Annotated in this window: 11 protein-coding genes; 2 read left to right on the forward strand and 9 right to left on the reverse strand. The window is 61.1% G+C overall.

Features of this window, described 5'->3' with window-relative positions; genetic code table 11:
* Position 1: 1 nt before the first annotated feature.
* The 3 genes from hypF to ACQG2Q_RS18275 form a co-directional block, all read right to left on the reverse strand.
* Positions 2–2,218, reverse strand: a complete 2,217-nt coding sequence (hypF, locus tag ACQG2Q_RS18265; protein ID WP_063849440.1) for a carbamoyltransferase HypF — start codon at positions 2,216–2,218, stop codon at positions 2–4.
* A gap of 6 nt (positions 2,219–2,224) precedes the next feature.
* Positions 2,225–2,770, reverse strand: coding sequence for an electron transport protein HydN (hydN, locus tag ACQG2Q_RS18270; protein ID WP_017382793.1), 546 nt, complete (start codon positions 2,768–2,770; stop codon positions 2,225–2,227).
* A 133-nt stretch (positions 2,771–2,903) separates the two neighbouring features.
* Positions 2,904–3,917: a LacI family DNA-binding transcriptional regulator gene (locus ACQG2Q_RS18275; RefSeq protein ID WP_426759253.1), complete on the reverse strand. Its 1,014-nt coding sequence runs from the start codon at positions 3,915–3,917 to the stop codon at positions 2,904–2,906.
* A 214-nt stretch (positions 3,918–4,131) separates the two neighbouring features.
* On the opposite strand from ACQG2Q_RS18275, the gene ascF reads away from it, so the two are divergent.
* Entirely contained in the window at positions 4,132–5,583 is a 1,452-nt protein-coding gene (ascF, locus tag ACQG2Q_RS18280; protein WP_022649157.1) for a PTS cellobiose/arbutin/salicin transporter subunit IIBC, read from the forward strand.
* A gap of 18 nt (positions 5,584–5,601) precedes the next feature.
* A complete protein-coding gene (locus ACQG2Q_RS18285) occupies positions 5,602–7,026 on the forward strand; it encodes a 6-phospho-beta-glucosidase (RefSeq protein WP_023298466.1) in 1,425 nt (474 codons plus the stop codon).
* 59 nt (positions 7,027–7,085) lie between these two features.
* Here ACQG2Q_RS18285 and hycI read toward each other — a convergent pair whose 3' ends face one another.
* The 6 genes from hycI to ACQG2Q_RS18315 are packed head-to-tail and all read right to left on the reverse strand — an operon-like array spanning position 7,086 to position 11,938.
* Positions 7,086–7,571, reverse strand: coding sequence for a hydrogenase maturation peptidase HycI (gene hycI / locus ACQG2Q_RS18290; RefSeq protein ID WP_063849441.1), 486 nt, complete (start codon positions 7,569–7,571; stop codon positions 7,086–7,088).
* Positions 7,564–7,974 carry a formate hydrogenlyase maturation HycH family protein gene (locus ACQG2Q_RS18295; protein WP_046618624.1) on the reverse strand — a complete coding sequence of 137 codons (411 nt, stop codon included), beginning with the start codon at positions 7,972–7,974 and terminating at the stop codon, positions 7,564–7,566. Before ACQG2Q_RS18295 ends, hycI begins: the two co-directional genes overlap by 8 nt.
* The gene (locus tag ACQG2Q_RS18300; RefSeq protein ID WP_022649161.1) at positions 7,971–8,738 is read right to left on the reverse strand and encodes an NADH-quinone oxidoreductase subunit B family protein; all 768 of its coding nucleotides are present in this window, start codon (positions 8,736–8,738) and stop codon (positions 7,971–7,973) included. The genes ACQG2Q_RS18295 and ACQG2Q_RS18300 overlap by 4 nt, the downstream gene beginning before the upstream one ends.
* On the reverse strand, positions 8,738–9,280 hold the full coding sequence (locus tag ACQG2Q_RS18305; protein WP_003862138.1) for a formate hydrogenlyase complex iron-sulfur subunit: 543 nt from the start codon (positions 9,278–9,280) through the stop codon (positions 8,738–8,740). Before ACQG2Q_RS18305 ends, ACQG2Q_RS18300 begins: the two co-directional genes overlap by 1 nt.
* A 9-nt stretch (positions 9,281–9,289) precedes the next feature.
* Positions 9,290–10,999, reverse strand: coding sequence for a formate hydrogenlyase subunit HycE (gene hycE, locus ACQG2Q_RS18310; protein WP_022649163.1), 1,710 nt, complete (start codon positions 10,997–10,999; stop codon positions 9,290–9,292).
* 15 nt (positions 11,000–11,014) lie between these two features.
* Positions 11,015–11,938, reverse strand: a complete 924-nt coding sequence (locus ACQG2Q_RS18315) for a respiratory chain complex I subunit 1 family protein (protein WP_063849442.1) — start codon at positions 11,936–11,938, stop codon at positions 11,015–11,017.
* Between the last annotated feature and the right edge of the window lies 1 nt (position 11,939).

Raw genomic sequence — 11,939 nt, forward strand, 5'->3', positions numbered from 1 at the left:
TTTAAATCCTTTGTGAACATGATCGGGCGGCAGCAACCACCGCCTGCCCGAAGGAGATCGCTCCGTCGCCTGCGGGCAGGCGCGAAGGAAAAAGAAGCGTGAAATCAGAAAGGTAATGACGAAGGCGCGCGCGTAGCAGGCGGTTGTGAAGGACACCTCCGCTGAAGCACACCGTAGAGAGCGACCGTCGGCGCGCATGCGTTGCCGCCAGTTCGCTCAGCCCTTTTGCCAGCGCATCGTGAAAGGCCCAGGCGCGCTCGCCGGGCTCCGCCCGCCAGGCCAGCCACTGCTGCCAGAACAGCGCAAGGTTATCCGTCTTGAGCGTCACCGGATGATCAACCCCTGGACAGCGTTCGGCCAGCGCCTCCAGCCGGCATGCGGCTTCGCCCTCATAGCGTTGCGTTTCAATGCCCAGCGCACAGGCCACGGCGTCAAACAGACGACCACAGGAGGAGGCCCGCGGCGCATTGATACCGCGCGACACTGCCGTTGCCAGCAGCGGCCAGTTTTGACACTGTACCGCCTCTGTTTCCGGGTACTGCTGCCAGTCAGGTAGGAACGCCAGACAGTGGGCGAGCAAATTGCGCCACGGCTGTTTTGCCGCCAGATCGCCCCCCGGCAGCGCAACGGCTGGCAGACCGCCCAGCCGTTCGCAGTCGCGATAGTTCACCCGCAGGCACTCGCCGCCCCACATCGCGCCGTTCTCACCCATACCGATCCCATCCAGCGTCAGGGCAATAACATCCCCGCCGTCGAGCGGCCAGCCATTCTCCGCCAGACACGCTGCTGCATGCGCATGATGATGCAGCACGGTCTCAACGGGCAGCGCCTGCGCCCGGGCCCACTGTCGGGCGTGATATCCCGGATGGGCATCGCACACCACGCGCTCTGGCTGGAAGGCGTAGATGTCCTGCATCGTCGAGAGCGCACTGCGCCACTGCGCCTCTACGCCCTCGTCGCTCAGATCGCCAAAATGCTGGCTCAGCACCGCCTGGTTGCCACGTACCAGGCAGAAGGTATTTTTCATCTCCGCGCCGGTGCATAACATGGGCGGGATGTCGCGGAATCCGGCGGGCAATGTGATGGCATCCGGCACAAAACCGCGTGCGCGACGCAGCATCGTGCCCTCCCGATCCATTAATGAATCATCCATCCGTTGAAGAATATCGCGGTTGTGCAGCAGGAAGCCGTCAGCGACGTCACTGAGTTCTTCCAGCGCCTGCTGGTTGCTTATGGCGGGTGGATGGCCGCTGAGGTTGCCGGAGGTCATCACCAGCGGGCGCTGGCAGTCCAACATCAGCAAATGCTGGAGCGGGTTCGCAGGCAACATCACGCCAATTGTATTTAGCCCCGGCGCAATCTCCTCAGGAAACGCAGGAAGGCAGGCTTTTGGCGTCAGCACAATCGGCGCAGCGGGTGAACCTAACAGCGTCTGGATGGCCTCCGGCAGATCGTTCGCATGCGGGATCATCACCGCCAGCGGCTTGGTCGGGCGCTGCTTGCGTGCCCGCAATTTCCGAATCGCCTGTGGGTTAAGCGCGTCGCAGACCAGGTGAAATCCGCCCAGCCCTTTGACCGCCACAATCCCGCCGTTTTTCAATCTCTCCACCGCCGCGCTTAACGCCGATTCGCGGGTGGTGGCAGCATCCCCGGCTTGCCACTCCAGCTGCGGCCCGCAGTCCGGGCAGGCCACCGGCTGAGCGTGAAAACGCCGGTCAGCCGGGTTGCGGTACTCCGTTTCACAGGGCACACAGAGCGGGAAAGGCGCCATTGACGTGGCCGGGCGGTCATAGGGCATGGCGCGGATAATGGTAAACCGCGGTCCGCAGTGGGTGCAGTTGATAAACGGGTAGCGATAACGGCGCTCGCGCGGATCGCGCATCTCCGCCAGGCATGCGGGACAGGTGGCGGCATCCGGGACGATTTGCGTGTCCATCGCCCCGCTCTCGCTGTGGCGGATGACAAACTCGTCCGGCAGCGTATTCCAACTGTACGGCTGCGTTTCAACGCGATCGATGCGCGCCAGCGGTGGGCAGTCCTGGCGCAGTCTCGCGGTAAAGTCACCCCCACTACCCGCGAGACGCACCAGGACACCCTCTCCGTCGTTGCACACGTCGCCCGCCAGCCCCAGCTGGTGTGCAAGCTGCCAGACGAAGGGACGAAATCCTACCCCCTGCACCTTGCCGCGCACCCGAAGCTGTACGCCGTTAACGCGCATTGCAGCTTAAAACAGCAGCGATGACGAGGTGTCGAACGCCGCACGGCGGCGTTTTTCGGCACTCATCTGTTCGAGCTTGTCGCGATCGACGCAGACCAGCGCATGCGTCGGACAGGCTTCCATACACGCCGGACCGGCGTCGCGGTGGTAGCAGAGGTCACATTTATTGGCTTCGGCTTTCTCCGCGCGCACACTCAGCCCGATACCGCTGTTGCGCACCACCGGGCGAACGACCACCTCCATCGCGCCATACGGACACGCCACCACACAGGTTTTGCACCCGATGCAGCGCTCCTGCATCACATGCACGAAGCCTTTCTCGCGCTTAATCGCCCCGTTCGGACAGACGTTGGCGCACGGCGCGTCTTCGCACTGGCGACAGATAGCGGCGGTGGAAATATTCACGCCTTTAATGACGTGGATGCGCGGCAGGAAGGTGTCGGGGGTCAGGGAGGCGCAATCCTGCTCCGCCTGATGGGACACCACGCACGCCACTTCACAGGTACGGCAACCAATGCATTTGCTGGCATCGGCCATAATAAAACGGTTCATCTGCTTCTCCGGCATAACTGTTATGCGCGAAGCTATTCATAAACCGTGCCAATATTTAACACATTGATTTTAAAGCGAAATAAAAAAGAAGAGGATCTGTCATCGTCATTTGTGACGATGACAGATGTCGACGTCAGCGATGCGGGCAGTCAATGACGGAGCCGCGCAGGATAAGCTCGCCGGAAAAAGTTTGCTGAGGCTTAAACTCACCGCCGTCGAGCATGAAGATCAGGCGGCTGATGGTCTCCTGGATCATCTCCGTTACCGGAATACGCACGCTGGAGAGGGACGGCACGATATAGGGCGCGATTGCCACGTCGTCAAAGCCGATGACGGACACCGCGCCCGGCGTGGCGACGCCGCTCTCGTGCAACTGCCTGATGGCGCCAATCGCCATATCGTCGTTACTCGCCACCAGGGCGGTAAACGTTTCGCCGCGGGTGAGCAGCTGAGAGACCGCCGCCGCGCCGCTGGCCGGGCTCCACTTCCCTTCGGCGATCAGCGCGTCACGCAGGGCAATGCCGTGCTGCGCCAGCGCGTCCTTGTAGCCGGAAAGACGCTCCACGCCGGTGGGGGAATCCAGCGAACCGGTGATAAACGCAATCTCCCGGTGGCCTTTCGCGATCAACTGCGATACTGCGTCCTGACACGACGCTTTATGATTGGACCAGACGCTGTGGCTGCTGTTTTTCCGCAAACGGCGGTTGAGCACCATAATCGGCTGCTCGCATTTCTCAATAATTTCGTCCAGCGCTTCCACGCTCAGAAAACGCGGGTAGATGATCACCGCGTCGCAGCGCATGTCGAGCAGGTACTGGATCGCCTCGCGCTCCTCTTCGGCGCTGTGCTTGCCGTCCGCCAGGATTAGCTGACGCCCCTTCTCTTCCGTCATCCGCGCGGCGTTAAACAGCAGCTCGCTAAAGTAGACCCCATGGTACAGGGTGTTTGTCACCACCAGCCCCAGGGTCTGGGTGCGTTTGGTCGCCAGGTTTCGCGCCAGCAGATTGGGGCGATACCCGCTCTCTTCGATGGCCTGAAACACGCGGTCTTTCGTCTCCTGGCTGACGTAACCGTTCCCCGACAGCACCCGGGAGACCGTCGCTTTCGACACGCCTGCCCGCTTCGCCACTTCCAGCATCGTGGTCATAGTGTTATTCCATTCAAATCTGATGAGCCGCAGTGTACTTCACCGCAGAAAAATTGTCGCAGCGGCGTTATCACGCTTTATACGGCCACGAGTGATCGTCATCACGAAACGAAAAAATGCATAAAAAGTGGTCTTGTTTCATTAAAAGAAACTCATGATGATTATGTGAAACCGGTTTCCTACACTTCTCACAACGATAACAGGATCACATCCGATGGCAAAAAATTACGCTGCGCTGGCAAATGACGTGGTTAGCGCGCTGGGCGGTAAAGAGAACATCGTCGCCGTCACCCACTGCATGACGCGCCTGCGCTTCGTTCTGAAAGACGAAAGCCTTACCGACGCCGCGCGTCTGAAAAGCATCAGCGGCGTGCTCGGCGTGGTGCGCAACGACAATCAGTGCCAGGTGATCATCGGCAACACCGTGTCCCAGGCATACCGTGAAGTGGTGAGCCTGCTGCCCGCCAACCTGCAACCTGCCGTAGCGGAAGGTCCACAGAAGCTTACGCTGCGCCGGATTGGCGCCGGGATCCTCGACGCGCTGATCGGCACCATGTCTCCGCTGATCCCGGCGATCATCGGCGGGTCGATGGTCAAGCTGCTGGCGATGATCCTTGAGATGACCGGCGTGCTGGGCAAAGGTGACCCGACGCTGACGATCCTGACCGTTATTGGCGACGGCGCGTTCTTCTTCCTGCCGCTGATGGTGGCGGCTTCCGCAGCGGTGAAGTTCAAAACCAACATGTCCCTGGCGATAGCCATTGCGGGCGTACTGGTTCACCCGAGCTTTATCGAGCTGATGGCGAAAGCGGCGCAGGGCGAGCATGTAGAATTTGCCTTAATTCCGGTTACGGCGGTGAAATACACCTATACCGTTATCCCGGCCCTGGTGATGACCTGGTGCCTGTCGTATATCGAACGCTGGGTGGATCGCATCACCCCGGCGGTGACCAAAAACTTCCTCAAGCCGATGCTGATCGTGCTGATTGCCGCCCCGCTCGCCATCGTGCTGATTGGCCCGCTCGGGATCTGGATCGGTAGCGCCATCTCCGCGCTGGTCTACACCATTCACGGCTATCTGGGCTGGCTCTCCGTTGCCATTATGGGCGCTCTGTGGCCGCTGCTGGTGATGACCGGGATGCACCGCGTGTTTACGCCGACCATCATCCAGACCATTGCCGAAACGGGCAAAGAAGGGATGGTGATGCCGTCGGAAATCGGCGCCAACCTGTCACTCGGCGGTTCATCGCTGGCGGTGGCGTGGAAAACCAAAAACCCGGAGCTGCGCCAGACGGCGCTGGCGGCTGCGGCCTCCGCCATCATGGCGGGGATCTCTGAACCGGCGCTGTACGGCGTGGCGGTACGCCTGAAGCGTCCGCTGATTGCGAGCCTGATCAGCGGCTTTATCTGCGGCGCGGTGGCCGGCATGGCCGGTCTTGCCAGCCACTCCATGGCGGCGCCGGGGCTGTTCACCAGCGTGCAGTTCTTCGACCCGGCCAACCCGATGACCATCGTCTGGGTGTTTGGTGTGATGGGTCTGGCGGTGGTGCTGTCGTTCGTGCTGACCCTGCTGTTAGGGTTTGAAGATATCCCGGTAGAAGACGAAGCCGAAAAAGCACGCGCCCTGCAAACCGCACCGGTACAGAACAAAGCAGCAGAAGCATAAACTGAAAGCGAGGTAAGAATGTCTGTTTTTCCACAAGGATTTTTATGGGGCGGCGCGCTTGCCGCCAACCAGAGTGAAGGTGCTTACCGTGAAGGCGGCAAAGGACTGACGACGGTCGATATGATCCCCCACGGCGCAAACCGTCTGGCGGTAAAAGTCGGCAAGGAAAAACGGTTTTCGTTGCGTGACGACGAATTTTACCCGAGCCACGAGGCGATTGATTTTTACCATCGTTACAAAGAAGACATTGCCCTGATGGCGGAGATGGGCTTTACGGTGTTCCGCACCTCGATTGCCTGGAGCCGCCTCTACCCGAACGGCGACGAACCGTTGCCAAATCAGGAGGGCATTGCCTTCTACCGCGCGGTGTTCGAGGAGTGCAAAAAGTACAACATCGAGCCGCTGGTGACCCTCTGCCATTTCGACGTGCCGATGCACCTGGTGACGGAGTACGGCTCCTGGCGCAACCGTAAGATGGTGGATTTCTTCGCCCGCTACGCCCGCACCTGCTTCGAGGCGTTTAACGGGCTGGTGAAATACTGGCTGACCTTCAACGAAATCAACATTATGCTGCACAGCCCGTTCTCCGGCGCGGGGCTGGTGTTTGAGGAAGGGGAAAACGAAGACCAGGTGAAATACCAGGCCGCGCACCACGAGCTGGTGGCGAGCGCGCTGGCGACCAAAATCGCCCACGAGGTGAACCCGGAAAACCAGGTCGGCTGCATGCTGGCGGGCGGTAACTTCTACCCCTACTCCTGCAAGCCGGAAGACGTGTGGATGGCACTGGAGAAAGACCGCGAGAACCTGTTCTTTATCGACGTGCAGGCGCGCGGCAGCTATCCGGCCTACTCCGCCCGCGTGTTCCGCGAGAAAGGGGTGGTGATTGTGAAAGACCCCGGCGACGACGACCTGCTGAAAAACACCGTCGACTTTGTCTCGTTCAGTTATTACGCCTCGCGCTGCGCGTCGGCGGATATGAACGCGGGCAACACCAGCGCGGCGAACATCGTGAAGTCCCTGCGCAACCCGCATATTCAGGTGAGCGAGTGGGGCTGGGGCATCGACCCGCTCGGGCTGCGCATCACCATGAACATGATGTATGACCGCTACCAGAAGCCGCTGTTCCTGGTGGAAAACGGCCTCGGGGCGAAGGACGTCATTGATGAAAACGGCGAGATCAACGACGACTACCGCATCAGCTACCTGCGCGAGCATATCCGTGCGATGGGTGACGCGATTGAGGACGGCGTCCCGCTGATGGGCTACACCACCTGGGGCTGCATTGACCTGGTCTCGGCCTCAACCGGGGAGATGAGCAAGCGCTACGGGTTTGTCTACGTCGACCGCGACGACGCCGGGAACGGCACGCTGGATCGAAAGCGCAAGAAATCGTTCTGGTGGTATAAGAAGGTGATTGCGAGTAACGGGGCGGATCTGGCGTAGCCTGTTTTGCCGGGTGGCGGCGTTGCCTTACCCGGCCTACAAACTGCTCGATGCGGTTTTCACCCTCTCCCCTCTGGGGTGAGGGCCGGGGTGAGGGGCTGAAAACCCCCGTCCCCAACCCACCCGGCAAGCCGTGAATACACCACGTCCACCGCCTCTTTCACCGGCGGCGTCATCGGATAATAAAACCCGACGATGTCCGGCTGAATGCCCAGAAACAGCACCTCACCCACGTCGTCTTTAATCTGATCCACCAGGTAGTTCAGCGGCATGTTGTGGGTGGTCATCATAAACATCTCGGCGATGTCGTCCGGGTCAATCAGGCGGATCTCGCCGGGGTTGAGCCCCATATCGGTGGCATCGACGATTAACAACCTGTCCGGGCGCAGCTCGCGAATGGCCACCACGTCGTTTTCCGGCGCGCTGCCGCCGTCAATCACCACCCAGTTGCCCGGCGGGTTCGCAGCGCACATCTCCGCCAGCAGCGGGCCCGCGCCGTCGTCGCCCATCATGCTGTTGCCGACACACAATAAAACGTCAGTCACGTAATCTCCTCACCATCAGGTAGATGGCGCTCTCCTGATGAATATCGTGCAGCATGCCGAGCAGCGTTTTGCTCCACGCCTGCTGCGCCGGGGTTTGTACGCTCAGCGCCGCGTCAAAGGCGTTGGCGAGCATCGCAATGTGGTTGGCGTCGATAACGATCTCACCGTACTTAGGCACGCCCTCCATTTTGCGCCGCGCCGTGCTGCCCTCCTCCAGCGTGGCGATCCACGCCAGGTACTCGGGCCACGGGCAGCTTAACGCCGCCTCCAGGCAGTCGATCACCCCGAGGTGGTGCCCAATCGCCAGGCTGTAATAGACCACCTGCTGCGCCGCATCCGGCGTGGCATCGTTCTCATCAATAAACTTACGGCTCAGCTGGCTGAACACCACCGTTTCACTCATCGGATACGCGCCTCATCCACAATACTGTTCAGGTTTGCCACGATCTCATTGAGACGCGGATCGTTTTCCGCCTCCAGCCAGCGCGCCACCTGATGGTCGCCCTGGCTCAGCAGGCGCAGATAATCGTCTGCAATCTGACGGCCATAGCGGTAACCCGCCAGCCTGCGCGCCGTGCGGTCGATCTTCACCCGCAGCGGCTGCACCATATCCGGGTGCAGGAGAGTGGCTGGCTGGTTGTCCAGCTCGCCCGGCTCGCGGGCGTGGATCTTCTGCTCCAGCAGGCCGAGCGCCATGGCAAAACCGTACAGCGTGGCGGCGGGCGTCGGCGGGCAGCCCGGAATGTAAACGTCCACCGGCACGATTTTGTCGGTGCCGCCCCAGACGCAGTAAAGATCGTGGAAGATGCCGCCGCTGTTGCCGCAGGCGCCGTAGGAGATGCAGATTTTCGGATCCGGCGCAGACTGCCAGGCGCGCAGCGCAGGCGAGCGCATCGCGCGGGTGACCGCGCCGGTGAACAGCAGGATATCCGCGTGGCGCGGGGACGGCACCACTTTGATGCCGAAGCGTTCGGCGTCAAACAGCGGTGACAGGGTGGCGAAGATTTCGATCTCACAGCCGTTGCAGCCGCCGCAGTCCACGCGATAGACGTAGGCCGAGCGTTTGATTTTTTTCAGCAGCGACGCCTTCATGCTGGCGATGGACTCCTCCACCGTCAGCGGTACCGGAATGCCGTTAGCGTCGCGCGGGCCGAGTAAGTTTTCCATCAGCTGGCCTCTCTCATATGACGGGTTAAATCGATGCGGTCAGACGGCAGCAGGCATTTCTGACGTTTGCACTCCGGGCAGGTTTCGAAGCTTTCACGGTGATGCTCCGCACGCACGTCGCCGTTGTGCTTCAGCAGCGCGATGGCGTAGTCGATCTCTTTTTGCACGGCGAACGGACGCTTGCAGACGCGGCAGTTGCACAGCGCAAAGCGCGACTGCTGGAGGAAATCCTCTTTTTTCCACACCGCCAGCTCGTACTCCTGAGACAGGCGAATGGCTACCGTCGGGCAGACCTCCTCGCAGCGGCCGCAGAAGATGCAGCGCCCGAGGTTAAACTGCCAGGCCAGCTCGCCGGTTTTCAGGTCCGTTTCCACCGTTAAGGCATTCGACGGGCAGGCGTTGACGCAGGCCGCGCAGCCGATGCACTGCTGCGGGTTGTGCTCCGGCTTGCCGCGAAAGTTTTTATCCACCGGGATCGGCTCCAGCGGATAACTGCTGGTCTGCGCGCCGGTTTTGATCACTTTTTTGATAAAGGTAAACATGATGAGTCCTTATTTCAGCGGCGAGTTCTTACGCTCGATGCTGTAGCGCTCAAGCTCTTTGTACGGCACCACCTGGCTTTTCTTCTTGCGCACGTCCACGACGGTCATGCGGTCGGTGCAGGAGTAGCACGGATCGAGGCTGCCGATGATCAGCGGCGCGTCAGAGACGGTGTTACCGCGCAGCATGTAGCGCAGGGTTGGCCAGTTGGCGTAGGTCGCCGCACGGCAGCGCCAGCGGTAGAGCTTCTGGTTGTCGCCGGTCATGCTCCAGTGAATGTCATCCCCGCGCGGCGCTTCGGCGAATCCGAGGGCAAAGCGGTTTGGAATGTAGGTGAAGCCTTCCACCATCAGCGGGCCGCCCGGCAGGTTATCGAGGCCGTAGTCGATCATGTTCAGCGCAGTAAACACCTCGTTGATGCGCACCTTCAGGCGGGAGATGACGTCGCAGCCCTGCTCGCTGTGCACGGTCATCGGCAGCAGGCCGTAGCCGACGAACGGGTGATCGGCGCGGGTGTCGCGGGCGTGGCCGCTGGCGCGCACCATTGGACCGACGTTGCTGAAGTCGCGGGCGATTTCCGGGTCAAGACGACCAATCCCGACGGTGCGCTGCTCAATGTTGGGCGTGCTGAGCAGCATGTCCACCAGCTCCTGCACGTCGCGTCGCATCTGCTGCGCCAGCTGGCGGGTCTGGATCATGTCGTCTTTCAGCAGGTCGCGGCGGATCCCGCCGATCAGGTTCAGGCCGTAGGTTTTACGCGCCCCGGTGAGGATCTCCGCCATCTTCATTGATGCCTCACGCACGCGGAAGAACTGCATAAACCCGGAGTCAAAGCCGACGAAGTGGCAGGCCAGGCCGAGGTTCAGCAGGTGTGAGTGCAGGCGTTCCACCTCCAGCAGAATGGCGCGGATCATCTGCGCGCGTTCCGGCACCACGATCCCCATGCCGTTCTCCACCGAGGTGGTGTAGGCGGTGCTGTGGGCAAAGCCGCAGATGCCGCACACGCGGTCAGAAAGAAACGTGACTTCGTTGTAGCCCATGCGGGTCTCCGCCAGCTTCTCCATGCCGCGGTGGACGTAGAACAGGCGGTAGTCGGCGTCGATAATGTTTTCGCCGTCGACGAACAGGCGGAAGTGGCCCGGTTCGTCAGAGGTGACGTGCAGCGGGCCGATCGGCACCACATTATTCTTCTTGCTGCCCAGCTCGTTGATGAACTCGTAGGTTTCGCTGTCGGTTGTCGGGGCCGGACGCTGGCGGTAGTCCATGCTGTCCTTGCGCAGCGGATAGAGTTCATCCGGCCAGTCGTCCGGCAGCACCAGACGACGCTCGTCAGGCAGACCAACCGGCACCAGGCCGTACATGTCGCGCACTTCGCGCTCGCCCCAGACGGCGGCGGGTACGCGCGGCGTGACGGACGGGTACTCCGGCTTGTTCGGGTCAACTTCGACGCGCACGGTGAGCCAGCACTTCTCGCCCTGCTCCATCGACATCACGTAGTACACCGCATAGTTGCCGCACAGCTGACGCTCGTCGTTGCCGAACAGCACCGACAGCCAGCCGCCCTGCTGGTAGTAAAGAAACTCCACCACTTCCGGCAGGTAGTTCACCTTAATGGTGACGGTTACCTGGTCTTTGGTTTGCCATGACTCCTCCAGCACCACGCCCGGGAAAGCCTGATGCAACGCGGCGAGATACTGCTGACCTTTCTTTTCTTCAGACATAAACACTCTCTTTAATCACGCCACCAGCAAGGAGACGAACGCTAAAAATGCAAAACCAAAACCAGCCCAGGTAATGCGTGACGTTTCGACAAAACGCAGGCGCGCCATGCTGTTTTCAAACAGGGCAATCACCAGCACGCCGATAAGCAGCTTGAGCGCAGCCACCACAACGGCCAGCAGCAGGCCGCCCGCAGAGAAGTGCGTCATCTGCCCCCACGGGAAGAAAACGCCGACGAACATCTGCAACACCACCAGCTGCTTGAGGCTGATGCCCCACTTCAGCACCGCAAAGCCGTAGCCGCTGTACTCGGTGAGTGGCCCCTCCTGCAATTCCTGCTCCGCTTCCGCGAGATCGAACGGCAGCTTGCCCATCTCGATAAAGGTGGCGAACGCGCAGGCGCAGAGCGCCAGCACCAGCGGGAGCGAACGTGAAACCGGCCAGTGGTAAACGGTGTCGGTGATGAAACTGATGTGGGTCGAACCAGTAACCTGCGCGGCGACCCACAGCCCCAGCAGCAGAATTGGCTCAACCAGCACGCCGAGCATCGCCTCACGACTGGCGCCGATACCCGTAAACGGGCTGCCGGTGTCCAGGCCCGCAATCGCAAAGAAGAAACGCGCGATGGCGAAGAGGTAGATCAGCGTAATCAGATCGCCAAGCACGGGCAGCGGCGAGCCCACCGTCACTACCGGCAGCGCGGTGGCGATGGTCAGCATCACGCCGACCATCACGAACGGCGTCAGGCGGAACACCCAACCTGCGGCATCCGGCGCGACGCTCTGACGGGAGAGCAGCTTGAAGAGATCGCGGTACTCCTGGAGCACGCCAGGCCCGCGACGGTTGTGTAGCCGGGCGCGCGCCACGCGCGTGATGCCCGACAGCAGCGGCGCGGCGGCAAACAGCACCAGCGCCTGAAGAATTGCCAGTAACAAACTCATG

This window comes from Enterobacter cloacae complex sp. 370H10 (assembly GCF_050031535.1).
Lineage (GTDB): Bacteria > Pseudomonadota > Gammaproteobacteria > Enterobacterales > Enterobacteriaceae > Enterobacter > Enterobacter intestinihominis.

Excerpts from the sequence above, each read along its gene's own strand:
- ascF (WP_022649157.1), top strand. The coding sequence starts at position 4,132 with ATGGCAAAAAATTACGCTGCGCTGGCAAATGACGTGGTTAGCGCGCTG.
- hydN (WP_017382793.1), bottom strand. The coding sequence starts at position 2,770 with ATGAACCGTTTTATTATGGCCGATGCCAGCAAATGCATTGGTTGCCGT.
- ACQG2Q_RS18285 (WP_023298466.1), top strand. The coding sequence starts at position 5,602 with ATGTCTGTTTTTCCACAAGGATTTTTATGGGGCGGCGCGCTTGCCGCC.
- hypF (WP_063849440.1), bottom strand. The coding sequence starts at position 2,218 with ATGCGCGTTAACGGCGTACAGCTTCGGGTGCGCGGCAAGGTGCAGGGG.
- ACQG2Q_RS18295 (WP_046618624.1), bottom strand. The coding sequence starts at position 7,974 with ATGAGTGAAACGGTGGTGTTCAGCCAGCTGAGCCGTAAGTTTATTGAT.
- ACQG2Q_RS18305 (WP_003862138.1), bottom strand. The coding sequence starts at position 9,280 with ATGTTTACCTTTATCAAAAAAGTGATCAAAACCGGCGCGCAGACCAGC.
- ACQG2Q_RS18315 (WP_063849442.1), bottom strand. The coding sequence starts at position 11,938 with ATGAGTTTGTTACTGGCAATTCTTCAGGCGCTGGTGCTGTTTGCCGCC.
- ACQG2Q_RS18300 (WP_022649161.1), bottom strand. The coding sequence starts at position 8,738 with ATGGAAAACTTACTCGGCCCGCGCGACGCTAACGGCATTCCGGTACCG.
- ACQG2Q_RS18275 (WP_426759253.1), bottom strand. The coding sequence starts at position 3,917 with ATGACCACGATGCTGGAAGTGGCGAAGCGGGCAGGCGTGTCGAAAGCG.
- hycE (WP_022649163.1), bottom strand. The coding sequence starts at position 10,999 with ATGTCTGAAGAAAAGAAAGGTCAGCAGTATCTCGCCGCGTTGCATCAG.